Genomic DNA, 15,160 nt, shown 5'->3' with positions numbered 1-15,160 from the left:
CAAGATGTTGAAGCGACTGCTATTCATGTGCATTGGCCTGACCTGTCTCGGCGGCGCCTGGGCCGCGCCGCTCGAGGTGGTCGCGACCAGTCCGAGCATGGGCGCCCTGGTGCGCGCGGTGGCGGGCGACCGCGCCAAGCTCGGGATCCTCGCCGGACCTGACCGCGACTTGCATCAGTTGCAGGTGAAGCCCAGCATGATCCGCGCACTGCGCTCGGCCGACCTGGTGGTCGCCATCGGCGCCGAGCTGGAGATCGGCTGGCTGCCGCCGGCCATCGCCAGCGCGGCGAATCCCGCCATCCAGCCGGGTCGCGCGGGCTATTTCGAGGCGGCGGCCCAGGTGCCGCTCTTGGATGCCGGCGGGCCGGCCGACCGCGCGCTCGGCGACGTCCACCCGGTCGGCAATCCGCACGTCGACATGGACCCGGTGCGGATGACGACCATCGCCCGCGCGCTCGCCGAGCGCATGGCGCAGCTCGATCCCGGCGGGGCCGCTGCCTATCGCCAGGGAGCCGAGACCTTCGCCAGTGCGGTTGAGCAGCGTCTCCCCGGCTGGCGGGCGCGGCTCGCGAATGCCCCTGGGGTCCTGCTCTATCACCGTGACGCCATCTATCTGCTCGAGCGCTTCGGCGTCCCGCTGCTCGGCACCATCGAGGCCGTTCCCGGCGTGCCGCCAAGCGGGCGCTACCTCAGCGAGCTGACCGCCAGGCTCGAGGGCCAGCGCGGGGTCATCATCTATGCGCCCTACCAAGCGCCCAAAGCCGCGCAGAAGCTCGCGCGCGATCTCGGCTGGCAGGCGGCGCGCCTGAGCCTGGAGCCGCCGCTGAAGGCGGACGGCAACGGCTACCTGGCGCACCTGGACGTCTGGGTCGAGGCGATCGCGTCCGGGCCATGAGCGCGGCGGCCGAGGATGTCCTGATCCGCCTCGAGGGTCTGACCGCCGGCTATCGCCGGCCGGTGGTCGGCCCGCTCTCCCTCTCGCTGCGGCGTGGCGAGCGGCTCGGCATCTGGGGTCCGAACGGGACGGGCAAGTCGACCCTGCTCAAGGCCATTGGCCGCGCGGCCCAGGTCTTCGCCGGACGCATCGAGCGGGCGCCCGGCCTGCGCATCGCCTACCTGGATCAGCAGCCCCTGCGCCTGCCGGCCATGCCCATCACCGGGCGCGAGCTGCTGCGCGCCGCGGGCGCGACGACTCAGGGTGCGCCAAAGGCGCTCACGGGCCTCCTGCGGCAGCGGATCGACCGGCTCAGCGGCGGTCAGTATCAGCTGCTGTGGATCTGGTCCGCGCTCGCCACGGAGGCCGATCTGGTCTTGCTCGACGAGCCCACCAACAATCTGGACCCAGGCCGACGCGAACAGCTGATCGAGATCCTGCAGACACGCCATTCGAGCCAGGCGCTGGCGCTGGTCAGCCATGATCGGGAGTTCCTTCAGCAAACCTGCTCGCACCTGCTCGAGCTCGAAACGGGCGAGGTGAAACATGCTTGACGCCTGGCTTGCATCCCTGAGCGATCCGCTGTTTCGCCTGCCGCTCCTGACCGGATTGCTGCTGGCCACCCTGCTGCCGGTCATCGGCGCCCTGCTGATGCTGCGCGACGAATGGCTCGCGGCACTCGGGCTTTCACATCTCGCGGCGGCGAGCGCGCTGCTGGGCAGTGCCTTGGGCCTGCCGACGCTGGTGGGAGGCACGGCGGGCGCGCTGGCCGGCGGCGCACTCAAGACGCGCTTCGAGGCGCGCGGCAATCTCGCCTATGCCTTCATGATTCTTGTTGGCTGGTCCGCGACCCTGCTGATCGGCGCCAATACCGAGCTGGGCGAGCGGCTCGCGCACGCCTTGGTGGAGGGGCAGCTCTACTTTGCGGGCGTCGTCGAGCTGGTCGCGGCCCTGGCGCTCATCGTCGCGGCCCTTTGGATCCTGCCGCGCATCCTCCCGCAGCTCCTGCGCAGCCGCTTCTTTCCACGCTTCGAGCAGGCCAACGCCCTGCCTGCCTGGCGCTGGCATCTCGCGATGGATCTGCTCGCCGCCGCGACCCTGGCGATCGGCACCCTCACCGTCGGTCTCATGGGTGCCTTCGCGCTGGTCCTCATTCCCGCGTGGGTGGTCTTTCGGATCGCCCCCAGCTGGCGCTGGACCCTGATCGGCTCCGGGCTCGTCGGAGTGGGCGGATACCTCGTCGCCTTCGCGCTTGCACTCCAGCTCGACCAGCCCTTCGGGCCAATGCTCGTCGCCGTGCTCCTCGGCATCGCGGCAAGCATGCTACTGCCCAAGGCGTGGAGGGGATCGGTGAGCGCTTCGTGACACCTTGCTGCCGCTCGCATTTCGCGGGGACCAAGCGCGCACCGACTGGGAGCGCGCTTCCGCTATTGCTTGACTGGAGAACCGCCTTGAGGATGGAGCAGACGCGGTGTCACGGCCTGACATCAGCTACTCAACGGTGACCGATTTCGCGAGATTGCGAGGCTGATCGACATCCGTCCCCTTGAGCACGGCGACGTGATAGGCCAAGAGCTGCAAGGGGATCGTGAAGACGATGGGGTCGATGAGGTCGTCGGTCTCTGGCAAGCGGATGACGGTGACGCCCTCCCCTTCGTCGAGCGGGACCTGGAAGTCGGCAAAGACATACAGCTGGCCACCACGGGCACGGACTTCTTCCAGGTTGGACTTGAGCTTTTCCAGCAGGGCGTTGTTGGGCGCGACGGCGACGACGGGCATCTGCTCGTCGATAAGCGCGAGCGGGCCGTGCTTGAGTTCGCCAGCGGGGTAGGCCTCGGCGTGGATGTAGGAGATTTCCTTGAGCTTGAGCGCGCCTTCCATGGCGATGGGGTATTGCTCGCCGCGCCCCAGGAAGAGGGTGTGCTGCTTGTCGACGAATTGCTCGGCCAAGGCGGCGATGCTTGAGTCGAGCGCCAACACCTCCTCGATCTTGGCGGGCACGGAGCGCAGCAGCTCGACCAGCCGCGCCTCGTCGGACGCCTCCAGCCGCTTGAAACGCCCCAGGGTGATGGTGAGCAGAAAGAGCGCGATCAGCTGCGTCGTGAACGCCTTGGTCGAGGCGACGCCGATCTCGGGGCCGGCGTGGGTGAGGAAGACCAGGTCGGACTCGCGCACCAGCGAACTCTCGGGCACGTTGCAGATGGCCAGGGTGGTCTGGTAGCCGGACGCCTTGGCCTGGCGCAGCGCGGCAAGGGAGTCGGCCGTCTCGCCGGACTGGGAAATGGTGACGAAGAGGGCATTCTTCGCCACGACATGGCTGCGGTAGCGGTACTCGCTGGCGACCTCGACCTGACAGGGAATCCCCGCGATGGCCTCCATCCAATAGCGCGCGACCAGGGCCGCATGGAAGCTGGTGCCGCAGGCGACGATGGTGACCGCTTCGATGCTCGCGAACAGCTCCGAGGCTTGATTGCCGAAGGACTCGGGCAGGATGCGATTGCCGGCGAGCCGACCATCCAAGGTATCGGCGATCGCCCGCGGCTGCTCGAAGATCTCTTTGAGCATGTAGTGGCGGTATTCGCCGCGCTCGGTGGCATCCGCGGAGACCGACGAGGTCTTGATCGGGCGTTCGACCGCTTGCCCATCGCGATCCCAGATGCGCACCGACTCCAGGGTCAGCTCGGCGATGTCGCCTTCTTCGAGGAAGATGAAGCGGTTGGTCACGGGGAGCAGGGCGAAGACGTCGGAGGCGATGAAGTGCTCGCCGAAGCCGACGCCGATGACCAAGGGACTGCCCTGCCGAGCAGCCACCAGGTGCCCAGGGTCTTCGCTGTCGATGACGCCGAGCGCGTAGGCGCCGCGCAGCCGGGTCGCGGCCTGGCGGACCGCATCGATGAGGGACGCGCCCCTGGCCAGTTCGTCGTAGATGGCGTGGACGACGACCTCGGTGTCCGTCTCGGAGGTGAAGCGGTGACCCGCGGCGATCTGCTCGCGCCTCAGTTCCTCATGGTTCTCGACGATGCCGTTGTGGACGATGGCGCAGCGGTCATGGCTGACGTGGGGATGGGCGTTGTGCGTCGCCGGCTCGCCGTGCGTCGCCCAGCGCGTATGGGCGATGCCCAGGGTCCCCGCCAGGGGATTGGCGGCAACCTCCTCCACCAGGCGCGACACCTTCCCCAGGGTACGGACGCGACTGAGTTGGCCGCTGGGATCCAGCACGGCGATCCCGGCCGAGTCGTAGCCCCGGTACTCGAGCCGGCGCAGCCCTTCCAGCAGGATCGCCGCAACCGGGCGTTGAGCGATGGCACCCACGATTCCGCACATAGTCCTGGTCCCCCAGATGTAATCGACTCAATGAGATCAGCGAATCAATGAGATGAGCGAATCAACGAGATGAGCAAGCGCCCCGGCGAGCGCATCGCCGCCGCATGATCCACTCAGCCTTTCTTGGTCGGACGCACCCAGGCCTTCAAGGTGGCCTGCCGCGCCCGGGAGAGGGTGAGCGCATCGGGCGGGGCGTCCTTGGTCACCACCGACCCGGCACCAATGGTCGCCCCATCGCCAACGGAAACGGGCGCGACCAGGGCCGTGTTGGACCCGATGAAGGCGCGGTCGCCGATGGTGGTCCGGGATTTGTTGGCGCCGTCGTAGTTGCAGGTGATGGTGCCCGCGCCAATGTTGACGCCTTCGCCGACCTCAGCATCGCCCAGGTAGGTGAGGTGGTTGGCCTTGCTGCCCTTGCCGAGCCGCGATTTCTTGATCTCGACGAAGTTGCCGACATGGGTATCGTCGGCGAGTTCGGCCTGCGGACGCAGCCTGGCGAAGGGACCGATGCGGGCATTGCGCCCCACGACCGCACCCTCGATCACGCAGTTGGCCATGACCTCGGTCTGGGCGCCGATCACGCAGTCCTTGAGGACGCAGTTGGGGCCGATACGCACGCCGGAGGCGAGCCGGACATCGCCTTCAACGATGACGTTGATATCGATGTGAACGTCCCGCTCGGCCACCAACCGTCCGCGCAGGTCGAAACGATTGGGGTCCGCCAGGGCCACCCCGGAGCGCATCAGATCCTCCGCGGCCCAGCGCTGGTAGATGCGTTCGAGGTCCGCGAGCTGCACCCGGTCGTTGACGCCGGCGATCTCGGCCAGCTCGGCCGGCTGGGTCGTGGCGATGGGGACACCCTCGTCCGCCGCGAGACCGATGATATCGGTCAGGTAATATTCGCCCTGGGCGTTGTCGTCGCGGATCGCACCCAACCACTCGGAGAGGCGATGTCGGTCGGCGACCAGGAAACCCGTATTGATCTCCTGAATACCGCGCTGCTCCGTGCTCGCATCCTTCTCCTCGACGATGCGCACCACGCGATTCTGCGCATCGCGAATGATGCGACCGTAACCGCGCGGATCGACGAGTTCGGCGGTCAGGAGCCCGAGCCGGGTCCGCGTGCTTGCGTCGAGGAGGGCGCGCAAGGTCGCGGGCGAAATCAAGGGCACATCCCCGTAGAGCACGAGGACGCGGTCGAGGTCCGACACCGCCGGCATCGCCTGAATCACCGCGTGCCCGGTCCCGCGCTGCTCGGCCTGCTCGACCCAGACGCAGTCGTGATCCGCGAAGGTCGCCTTCACGCGCTCGCCGCCATGCCCGTGAACCACGACGATCCGCTCGGGAGCGAGCTGCCGCGAAGCCTCCAGAACATGTCCGAGCAGCGGCCGACCCGCCAGCGGATGCAGCACCTTGGGCAGCTCGGAGCGCATGCGTTTGCCCAGCCCGGCGGCCAAGATCACGACACCAAGTTTCATAGAATCACCATTCCTTGTTGCGGCCTTCGGACGCGAGAGGCGACCTCCACGTCAGTGAAGCACGGCGTGAGCGGGATGCTGCGCGTTCAGCTCGGAGTGCATTGGGTCGCGGACCTCCGAACGCAGACGTAGCGCTTCAGCGCCTTGCCAGCGAGCGGGTGATTCCCATCTCCCGGCGAACCCTTGTCAAGATCATCCGTGAAGGTCAGGTTTTGGGTCATGGGAAGCGAAGCCGTCGTCCGGCCCGAGGACAGGCCCCTAAAAACGCGAACGCCCCTGTCAAACCGACCAGGGGCGCTCATTGCGTAAGACGTCAGGCGCGAGACCGCCAGCGATCCAGATCAGCCGCCTCTGAGTTTGCGGAGCTTCTCGATCGTGCGCAGCTGAGCCACCGCCTCGGCCAGTTCGGCTTGGGCCTTGGCGTACTCGAACTCAGCAGTGTGCCCGGCCAGTGCCTCCTCGGCACTGCGCTTGGCCTCGATAGCCGCCGCCTCGTCCAAGTCATGGGCGCGGATCGCGGTGTCCGCCAGCACGGTCACCACACTCGGCTGCACCTCCAGCATGCCACCGGAGACGTAGAAGTGCTCCTGCTCGCCCTGCTCATTCTGGACGCGCACGTCACCCGGTCGCAGCCGGCTGATGAAGGCCGTGTGGCGGGGCGCGATACCGACCTCGCCCATCTCGGCGGTGGCGTACACCATGGTCGCCGTGCCGGAGTGGATGGCCCCCTCCGCACTGACGATGTCGACGTGGATTGTCATTGCCATGGGAGAACCCCCTTAGCTGGCCATCTTTTCGGCTTTGGCCACGGCCTCGGCGATCCCGCCAACCATGTAGAAGGCCTGCTCGGGGAGGTGATCGTACTCGCCGGCGACGATTGCCTTGAAGTCCTTGATGGTGTCCTTCACGGGAACGAACTTACCGGGCGCGCCGGTGAAGACCTCGGCCACGAAGAAGGGCTGCGACAGGAAGCGCTGGATCTTGCGCGCGCGGGAGACGGTGAGCTTGTCTTCCTCCGACAGCTCGTCCATGCCCAGGATCGCGATGATGTCCTTGAGCTCCTTGTAACGCTGCAGCGTCCCCTGCACCGCGCGGGCGGTGTCGTAGTGCTCGGTGCCCACGACATTGGGGTCGAGGATACGGCTGGTGGAGTCCAGCGGATCCACGGCCGGGTAGATGCCCAGCTCGGCGATCTGACGCGAGAGCACCAGGGTCGCGTCCAAATGCGCGAAGGTGGTGGCCGGCGAGGGGTCGGTCAAGTCGTCCGCGGGCACGTACACCGCCTGGAAGGAGGTGATCGAGCCGGTGCGGGTCGAGGTGATGCGCTCCTGCAGGGCGCCCATCTCGGAGGCCAGGGTCGGCTGATAGCCCACGGCGGACGGCATGCGGCCGAGCAGCGCGGACACCTCGGTACCGGCCAGGGTGTAGCGGTAGATGTTGTCGATGAACAGCAGCACGTCGCGGCCTTCCTCGCGGAAGTACTCGGCCATGGTAAGGCCGGTGAGCGCCACGCGCAGACGGTTGCCCGGGGGCTCGTTCATCTGGCCGTAGACCAGTGCCACCTTATCGAGAACGTTCGACTCCTTCATCTCGTGATAGAAGTCGTTGCCCTCGCGGGTACGCTCGCCGACACCGGCGAACACCGAGAAGCCGGAATGCTCGGCGGCGATGTTGCGGATGAGTTCCATCAGGGTCACGGTCTTGCCGACGCCAGCGCCCCCGAAGAGTCCGACCTTACCGCCCTTGACGATCGGCATGATGAGGTCGATGACCTTGATGCCGGTCTCCAGGATCTCGGTGGAGGTCGCCTGGTCTTCCAGCTTGGGCGCCGCGCGGTGGATGGACCAGCGCTCCTCGCTCTGGACGTCGCCCATCTCGTCGATGGCGTTGCCCAGCACGTCCATGATGCGCCCGAGGGTCTTCTGACCGACCGGCACCTGAATCGGCGCGCCCGTCATCGTGACATCGACGCCGCGCTGCAGACCGTCGGTCGAGCCCATGGCGATGGTACGCACCACGCCATCGCCGAGTTGCTGCTGAACCTCGAGCGTCAACCCAACCGAGTCGATCCTCAGGGCTTCATAGATCTTGGGCATCTCGCCGCGTGGGAACTGAACGTCCACGACGGCACCGATGATTTCCACCACGTTCCCGGAACTCATAATGTCTTTTCCTCTTCTGCCTTGCGGCGTCTAGCGATTCTGTCTGGATCTGGGTTCCACAACTGGTTCACCAACGACGGCGGAGCGGTCACACCGCCGCGGCGCCGCTCACGATCTCGGAGAGTTCCTGCGTGATCGCGGCCTGGCGCGCCTTGTTGTAGACGAGCTGCAGCTCGCCGATCAGGTTGCCGGCGTTGTCCGAGGCAGCCTTCATCGCGACCATGCGCGCGGACTGCTCGCAGGCGCCGTTCTCGACAACCGCCTGATAGACGAGCGACTCGATGTAGCGCGTCAGCAGCGCGTCCAGGACCGTGTGGGCGTCGGGCTCGTAGATGTAGTCCCAGTGATAGGGCATGTTGTCGCGCTTGCCCCCGACGATGGGGACCAGCTGACGAATCACGGGGCGCTGGGTCATGGTGTTCACGAACTCATTGCTCGCGACGTAGATCGCATCGATCTCACCGGCCTCGAAGGCGTCCAGCATGACCTTGACCGTACCGATCAGGTCCTCGATGTGCGGCTTGTCCCCGAGTTGCGTCGCCTGCGCCTTGACATCGCCGCCGAAACGCTTGAAGAAGCCCAACGCCTTGGAGCCGATGGTGCAGAAGATCGGCTCGATGCCAGCCGCACGCTTCTCCTTGATCTCGGCCAGCAAACGGCGGAACAGGTTGCTGTTCAAGCCACCGCAGAGTCCGCGGTCGGAAGAGACGACGATGTAGCCGATACGCTTGCGCTGACGCTCGACCGCCATGAAGGAATGGCGATACTCGGGCGTCGCATTCGCCAAGTGACTGATGACCTGGAGCATCTTCTCCGCGTAGGGGCGGGAGGCGGACATGCGATCCTGGGCCTTGCGCATCTTGGATGCCGCGACCATCTGCATGGCCTTGGTGATCTTCTGCGTGCTCTTGATGCTCGCGATCTTGGTGCGGATTTCTTTGGCGCCTGCCATTCTTTAGCTCCCAGCCTCCAGCGTCCAGCCGCCAGACGGTCGGCCTGGGGCTGAGGAGGTTCGATACTTGTCAAAACGCACCGCGCCAGCCGCCAAGACCTCCGCTAGAGGTTGGCAGCTGGCTGCTGGTGGCTGTTTTACCAGGTGTTATTGGCTTTGAAGTCCTTGATCGCAGCATGCATACCCTGCTGGATCTCGTCGTTGTAGTCGCCCGTGGAATCGATCTTTGCGAGCAACTCCGCCTGTGCGGACTTCATGTAGCTCTGCAAGGCATGCTCGAAATCCACGACCTTCTTGACGTCGACGTCATCGAGGTAGCCTTCATTCGCCGCGAACAGCGAAATCGCCATCTGACCAACGCTCATTGGCGAGTACTGGAGCTGCTTCATCAGCTCGGTCACGCGCTCACCGCGCTGCAGCTGCTTGCGGGTCGACTCGTCGAGGTCGGAGGCGAACTGCGAGAAGGCCGCCAGCTCACGATACTGGGCGAGTGCCAGACGAATACCGCCACCAAGCTTCTTGATGATCTTGGTCTGGGCCGCACCACCGACACGAGACACCGAGAGACCGGCGTTGATGGCCGGACGGATACCCGCGTTGAAGAGGTCGGTCTCCAGGAAGATCTGACCGTCCGTGATGGAGATGACGTTGGTCGGAACGAAGGCGGACACGTCGCCAGCCTGGGTCTCGATGATCGGCAGCGCCGTCAGCGATCCGGTCTTGCCGGTGACCTTGCCGTTGGTGGCTTTCGCGACATAGTCGGCATTGACGCGCGCGGCGCGCTCCAGCAGACGCGAGTGCAGGTAGAAGACGTCGCCCGGATAGGCCTCGCGACCCGGCGGACGGCGCAGCAGCAGCGAGACCTGACGATAGGCCCACGCCTGCTTGGTGAGGTCGTCGTAGACGATGAGGGCATCTTCGCCCTTGTCGCGAAAGTACTCGCCCATGGTGCAGCCCGCGTAGGGTGCGAGGAACTGCATGGCCGCGGAATCGGCCGCCGGTGCGGCGACGATGATCGTGTGATCCATGGCGCCGTGCTCTTCGAGCTTGCGCACGATGCCGGCGATGGAGGAGTTCTTCTGGCCGACGGCGACGTAGATACACTTAACGCCGGTGTCTTTCTGATTGATGATGGCGTCGATCGCGACAGCCGTCTTACCGGTCTGGCGGTCGCCGATGATCAGCTCGCGCTGGCCGCGGCCGACCGGCACCATGGCGTCGATGGCCTTGAGGCCGGTCTGAACCGGCTGGTCGACCGACTGGCGGGCGATAACGCCAGGCGCCACCTTCTCGATCGGGGACGTCCCGGCGGCGTCGATCGGACCCTTGCCGTCTAGGGGATTACCCAGTGCGTCGACGACGCGACCCAGCAGGCCCTCGCCAACCGGAACTTCAAGCACACGCCCCGTGCAGCGAACCCAATCGCCTTCGGAGAGGTGCGTGTAGTCACCCAGGATGACCGCGCCAACCGAGTCACGCTCCAGGTTCAGCGCCAGTCCATAGGTGTCGCCCGGAAACTCGAGCATCTCGTAGTACTGCGCGTCGGACAGACCGTGAATACGCACGATGCCGTCGGTCAGACTGACGATCGACCCTTCGGTCCGGGCCTCGGTCTGAAGATCGAACTTCTCGATCTTCTGTTTGATGAGATCGCTGATCTCGGATGGATTCAGTTGCATGGCGGTGTCCAGTTCAGAATTGCAAAGCGTGGGCGAGTTGCTTGATCTTGCCGCGGACCGAGTCGTCGATCACGAGGTCGCCAGCGCGAATCTCGATGCCGCCGAGCAGGGCGCTGTCCGTCTCGACCTCAAGGTCGACCTGACCGCCCAGACGCTTGGAAAGCGCCTTCGCAAGCGCTTCCTGCTGCTCGGCATCCACCTCGAAGGCGCTGCGGACCAGGACATGCCGGACGCCCTCATCGGCGATGCGCCGCTCCTCGAACAGTCGAGCGATCTCGCAGACCGCATCGAGCCGCGCATTGAGCGTCAGCAACTTCAAGAGATTGACGGCTTCCGCGGGCAGTGCGTCGCCGCAGACCTCGAGGACGAGGTCGCGGATCGACTCTCTCGGCACGGTTGGATTGCCGATCTGGGCGGCCACTTGGGGATCGGACGTCACCGCTGATAGCAACGCCAGCGCCTCGGACCAAGCAGCGATCTGCCCGGCTTCCTTAGCGCGCTCGAAGACCGCTTCGGCATAGGGGCGCGCGATGGTGGTGATATCTCCGGCCATGGTGATTCCCTAGAGCTGCTTGGCGAAATCGTCAACGATCGACCGATGGATATCGATGTCAATCTCTTTCTTGAGGATCTTCTCGGCGGCAGCGATGGCGAGCGTCGCGACCTTCTCGCGCAGCTCCTCGCGCGCACGGTTGGCCTCACGCTCGATCTCCGCCTGAGCCGCGGCAACGATGCGATCACCCTCGGTGCGCGCATCGACCTTGGCCTCCTCGACGATATCGGTCGCGCGCTTCTGCGCCTGACCGACGATCTCGGCCGCGGTGGCCTTCGCCTCCTTCATCACTTCGAGCGCGCGCTGCTCACCAAGAGCCTTTTCTTGATGGCCACGTTCGCCGGCAGCGAGACCTTCCGCGATTTTCGCCTTACGCTCCGCCAACGCATTCACGATGGGGGGCCAGACATACTTCATACAGAACCCGACGAACACCGCGAAGGTGATCATCTGGGCGAACAGAGTCAGATTGATATTCATATCGTTGCCTCGTGCCTTAGCCTCGAACCAAGTCAGGGTGACAGGCGCTAGCCCGGCCCCGGCTGAGCCGGACGCGGTATTAGGCAGCGAACATCAGGTACAGACCCATGGCGATCGCGATGACTGGCAGCGCGTCGACCAGACCCATGACGATGAAGAACTGGGTGCGGAGCATCGGGATGAGCTCGGGCTGACGCGCGGCGCCTTCCAGAAAGCGGCCACCCAGGACACCGATGCCAACGCCGGCGCCAACTGCACCGAGGCCGAGCATGAGGCCAGCGCCGATGAATTTGATAGCCATAGCGAATGCTTGTGCGACTTCGAGCTCCATGAGATCCCCCAGGGGTTAGTGAGTTAAGACGGTTAATGAACGAAGACTAAAAAGCCTGATGAAAGAAGAACGGTCGAATCAGATGGACAACAGACGCGATCAGTGATGCTCCTGATGGGCCATGTCGAGATAGACGATGGTCAGCACCATGAAGATGAACGCCTGAAGCGTAATAATGAGGATATGGAACACGGCCCAGACGAACTGAAGCACTCCAGCCGTTCCATCGAGCACCACCCCGCCGCCATAGAGCAGCGCGATGAGGATAAAGATCATTTCGCCAGCGTACATGTTGCCGAACAACCGCAGCGCCAGCGAGACGGGTTTCGACAGCAGACTGATCCCCTCGAGAATGAGGTTGGCCGGCATGCCCCACTTGCCGAAGGGCTGCAGGGTCAGCTCGCCAAGAAAGCCGCCGACGCCTTTCATCTTGACGCTGTAGTAGAGCACCATGAAAAAGACCATCAGCGCCATGCCGAAGGTGGCGTTCGGGTCGGTGGTGGGGACCACTTTCAGATAGACATGATGCGGGTCGGCACCGAAGACGGCCATCAGCTGACCGAAGAGATGCGGAATCAGGTCGACCGGGAGCAGATCCATGAGGTTCATGAGGAAGACCCAGACGAAGATGGTCAGCGCCAAGGGGGCGACCATGGGGTTCTTCCCGCTGAAGGAGCCGCGAACGTTCTCCTCGACGAAGTCGACGATCCACTCGACGAAATTCTGGGCGCCGCCCGGAACGCCGGCGGTGGCACTCTCGGCGACCTTACGGAACAGCCAGATGAACACCGAACCAAGCAGGATCGAGAAGAACATGGTGTCGACGTTGATCGCCCAGAACCCCATCTCAGCCGCCTCCGCGCTATCGTGCGCAAAGCCAAGCCCATGCTCCGGATGAAATCCGAGCGTCAGGTTCGTGAGATGGTGCTGGATATATTGCTGGGAGGTGAGCGTTTCAGCAGAAGACATCGATCATTCTCACTTCGTGGTTCGGCTGTCCAGTTGAGCGGCAATGACAGTTGCAACGACCTGGACCAGAAAATAGGCCGCAAGCAATGCCGCTATGTTCAAGTCGTCGAGCGTTGCGAAGGCAACGGCGAATACACCGACGATCAATACGATCTTGGCGGCCTCGGCACCGTAGAAACGGGCAAGAAGCCGCTCTGGCTGTTGAGCACGGTATTCGCGAAAAACCCAACCGACGAGCATGGCGTTTGCCAGCACGCAGGTTCCGGCCCCGATCAGCACTGAAATTGCAACTGGAACGCCAAACGGCAGAGCTGCGAATGCTAAAAACAGGCCAAGAAGGAATTGGATCTTTAGGATCCTCTTGGCCCGGTGCGCGTCAGGCTGTTGCATCAGATCATCGCGAGTTGGTGAGCGCCTGGCTCACCGGGCGCGAAGTATAAGGGGTTACGGATATAGGGTCAACGCAACCCAAGGAATTTAGATGCATCCATTCATCGATCTGAGGCCAAGCGGATCCTGCGATGCGCGAAACCGCCCGCGATCGAGGCCCCCGGCGACGCGGCGCTCACTTGATATGCGCCAGTATCCCGTCGAGCTCATCGAGGGTGTTGTAGGCGATGACCAGCTTGCCCGAGCCGCGATTGCCGTGCTGGATCTGCACGCGCGCACCGAGCTTGTCGGTCAGGTCGGTCTGTAGGCGACGGATATTCGGATCCGGCTCCGGTTGCGTCGATCCGCTCGCGCCGACGTCCTCCGCCTGCTGGAGCCGCCGCACCATGCGCTCGGTCTCGCGCACCGAGAGTCCGCCGGCGACCACCTGGCGCGCCGCCTGGCTCTGGGCGGCGCCCTTCAGCCCAAGAAGCGCGCGCGCGTGCCCCATCTCCAGGCGCGACTGCTCGACCAGCGCCTTCACATCGGCATTGAGTTCCAGCAGGCGCAGCAGGTTGGTCACCATGGTGCGGGACTTGCCCACGGCCTCGGCGATCTGCTGATGGGTCAGGCCGAACTCGGCGATCAGCCGCTCCAGGGCGCTGGCCTCCTCCAGTGGGTTGAGGTCCGCCCGCTGGATGTTCTCGATGAGCCCGATCGCCAGGGCCGACTGCTCGTCGACCTCGCGGATGACGACCGGGATCTCCGCGATTCCCGCCTGCTGGCAGGCGCGCCAGCGCCGCTCGCCGGCAATCAGTTCGTAGCGCGCCACACCCTCCGCAGGCTCCGGGAGCGGGCGCACCACCACCGGCTGGATCACACCCTGCGCCAGGATGGAGTCGGCAAGCTCGCGCATGGCGTCCGGATCGAAGTCGCGGCGCGGCTGGTAGCGACCACGCTGAATATGCTCCAGCGGCAGGCGAGCGACCTGCTCGGATGCCTGGGCAACGCTACCACCCTCGGCGCCTGACTCGACGGCCACCGGCGGCGTGCGCGCGGCACCGAGCAGGGCATCCAGACCGCGACCCAGACCCTTCTTCTTGACGGAAGACTTTTGCTCGATATCCATGCGTCCTCGAATCAGGCGGCGCGCTTGCGCTTGTCGTTGCGGCGCAGGATCTCGCTCGCGAGCGCCAGGTAAGCGATGGCCCCCTTGGACAAGGGGTCATAGATCAAGGCGGATTGGCCATGGCTCGGCGCCTCCGCCAGACGCACGTTGCGCGGGATGATGGTGCGGTAGACGTCGTCCTTGAAGTGGGTGATGAGCTGGGTCGAGACCTGATTGGCAAGATTGTTGCGCGGATCGTGCATGGTGCGCAGGATGCCCTCGATGCGCAGCCCCGCGTTGCGGTTCTCGCGGATCTGCTCGACCGTGTCCAGCAAGGCAGAGAGCCCCTCGAGTGCGTAGTACTCGCACTGGATGGGAATCAGCACGCCCTGCGCCGCGACCAGGGCATTCACGGTGAGCATGTTCAACGACGGCGGGCAGTCGACGATGACGGTCTCATAGGCCTGGGCCGCGCTGCTCAGCACCTTGCTGAGCCGGCGCTCGCGGTCTTCGGAATCGATCAGCCCGATCTCGGCCGCGGTCAGATCGCCATTCGCGGGCAGCAGATCGAAGCCCGGCGAGGGCTCGGTGACGCGCTGAATGCAGTCCGCGATGGGGATGTCGGTGAGCAACAGATCGCAGGTCGTGTAATCCAGCGTGTGCTTGTCGACCCCGCAGCCCATGGTCGCGTTGCCTTGGGGATCGAGGTCCACGAGCAGGACGCGATGCTTGAGCGATGCCAGCGAGGCGGCGACATTGACCGCCGTCGTGGTCTTGCCGACCCCGCCCTTCTGGTTGGCGATCGCGATGATGTTGACCAT

At 64.8% G+C, this 15,160-nt stretch carries 16 protein-coding genes; 3 read left to right on the top strand and 13 right to left on the bottom strand.

The window, feature by feature from the left end:
- Positions 1-4: 4 nt before the first annotated feature.
- The 3 genes from CKO23_RS05995 to CKO23_RS05985 are packed head-to-tail and all read left to right on the top strand — an operon-like array spanning position 5 to position 2,299.
- Positions 5-895, top strand: a complete 891-nt coding sequence (locus tag CKO23_RS05995) for a metal ABC transporter substrate-binding protein (RefSeq protein ID WP_200329062.1) — start codon at positions 5-7, stop codon at positions 893-895.
- Complete coding sequence (locus CKO23_RS05990) at positions 892-1,488, top strand: ATP-binding cassette domain-containing protein (RefSeq protein WP_200329060.1); 597 nt, start codon at positions 892-894, stop codon at positions 1,486-1,488. The genes CKO23_RS05995 and CKO23_RS05990 overlap by 4 nt, the downstream gene beginning before the upstream one ends.
- The gene (locus tag CKO23_RS05985) at positions 1,481-2,299 is read left to right on the top strand and encodes a metal ABC transporter permease (RefSeq protein ID WP_200329058.1); all 819 of its coding nucleotides are present in this window, start codon (positions 1,481-1,483) and stop codon (positions 2,297-2,299) included. The genes CKO23_RS05990 and CKO23_RS05985 overlap by 8 nt, the downstream gene beginning before the upstream one ends.
- 126 nt (positions 2,300-2,425) lie before the next feature.
- On the opposite strand, the gene glmS is transcribed toward CKO23_RS05985, so the two are convergent.
- From glmS to CKO23_RS05920, 13 genes are all read right to left on the bottom strand, one after another.
- Positions 2,426-4,258, bottom strand: a complete 1,833-nt coding sequence (gene glmS, locus CKO23_RS05980; RefSeq protein WP_200329056.1) for a glutamine--fructose-6-phosphate transaminase (isomerizing) — start codon at positions 4,256-4,258, stop codon at positions 2,426-2,428.
- Positions 4,259-4,371: 113 nt separating this feature from the next.
- Positions 4,372-5,736 (bottom strand): bifunctional UDP-N-acetylglucosamine diphosphorylase/glucosamine-1-phosphate N-acetyltransferase GlmU, encoded by a 1,365-nt coding sequence (gene glmU, locus CKO23_RS05975; RefSeq protein ID WP_200329054.1) that lies wholly within the window; start codon positions 5,734-5,736, stop codon positions 4,372-4,374.
- Positions 5,737-6,077: 341 nt separating this feature from the next.
- Positions 6,078-6,503: a F0F1 ATP synthase subunit epsilon gene (locus tag CKO23_RS05970; RefSeq protein ID WP_200329052.1), complete on the bottom strand. Its 426-nt coding sequence runs from the start codon at positions 6,501-6,503 to the stop codon at positions 6,078-6,080.
- A 12-nt stretch (positions 6,504-6,515) separates the two neighbouring features.
- Entirely contained in the window at positions 6,516-7,898 is a 1,383-nt protein-coding gene (gene atpD, locus CKO23_RS05965) for a F0F1 ATP synthase subunit beta (RefSeq protein ID WP_200329050.1), read from the bottom strand.
- An 88-nt stretch (positions 7,899-7,986) separates the two neighbouring features.
- On the bottom strand, positions 7,987-8,850 hold the full coding sequence (gene atpG, locus CKO23_RS05960; protein ID WP_200329048.1) for a F0F1 ATP synthase subunit gamma: 864 nt from the start codon (positions 8,848-8,850) through the stop codon (positions 7,987-7,989).
- Between the two features lie 137 nt (positions 8,851-8,987).
- Positions 8,988-10,529, bottom strand: coding sequence for a F0F1 ATP synthase subunit alpha (gene atpA, locus CKO23_RS05955; RefSeq protein ID WP_200329046.1), 1,542 nt, complete (start codon positions 10,527-10,529; stop codon positions 8,988-8,990).
- A gap of 13 nt (positions 10,530-10,542) precedes the next feature.
- Entirely contained in the window at positions 10,543-11,082 is a 540-nt protein-coding gene (locus CKO23_RS05950) for a F0F1 ATP synthase subunit delta (RefSeq protein ID WP_200329044.1), read from the bottom strand.
- A 9-nt stretch (positions 11,083-11,091) separates the two neighbouring features.
- Positions 11,092-11,562 carry a F0F1 ATP synthase subunit B gene (locus tag CKO23_RS05945; protein ID WP_200329043.1) on the bottom strand — a complete coding sequence of 157 codons (471 nt, stop codon included), beginning with the start codon at positions 11,560-11,562 and terminating at the stop codon, positions 11,092-11,094.
- A 79-nt stretch (positions 11,563-11,641) separates the two neighbouring features.
- A complete protein-coding gene (atpE, locus tag CKO23_RS05940; protein ID WP_012969289.1) occupies positions 11,642-11,893 on the bottom strand; it encodes a F0F1 ATP synthase subunit C in 252 nt (83 codons plus the stop codon).
- A 99-nt stretch (positions 11,894-11,992) separates the two neighbouring features.
- On the bottom strand, positions 11,993-12,862 hold the full coding sequence (gene atpB, locus CKO23_RS05935) for a F0F1 ATP synthase subunit A (protein ID WP_200329041.1): 870 nt from the start codon (positions 12,860-12,862) through the stop codon (positions 11,993-11,995).
- Positions 12,863-12,871: 9 nt separating this feature from the next.
- A complete protein-coding gene (locus CKO23_RS05930; RefSeq protein WP_200329039.1) occupies positions 12,872-13,252 on the bottom strand; it encodes an ATP synthase subunit I in 381 nt (126 codons plus the stop codon).
- 175 nt (positions 13,253-13,427) lie between these two features.
- On the bottom strand, positions 13,428-14,360 hold the full coding sequence (locus CKO23_RS05925; RefSeq protein WP_200329037.1) for a ParB/RepB/Spo0J family partition protein: 933 nt from the start codon (positions 14,358-14,360) through the stop codon (positions 13,428-13,430).
- Between the two features lie 11 nt (positions 14,361-14,371).
- Positions 14,372-15,160: a ParA family protein gene (locus tag CKO23_RS05920; protein WP_200329111.1), complete on the bottom strand. Its 789-nt coding sequence runs from the start codon at positions 15,158-15,160 to the stop codon at positions 14,372-14,374.

It is taken from the genome of Thiocystis violacea, from assembly GCF_016583565.1.
Taxonomy (GTDB): Bacteria; Pseudomonadota; Gammaproteobacteria; order Chromatiales; family Chromatiaceae; genus Thiorhodococcus; species Thiorhodococcus violaceus_A.
Note: the sequence above shows the minus strand (reverse complement) of the source record. Positions and strands in the feature narration are given on the sequence as shown.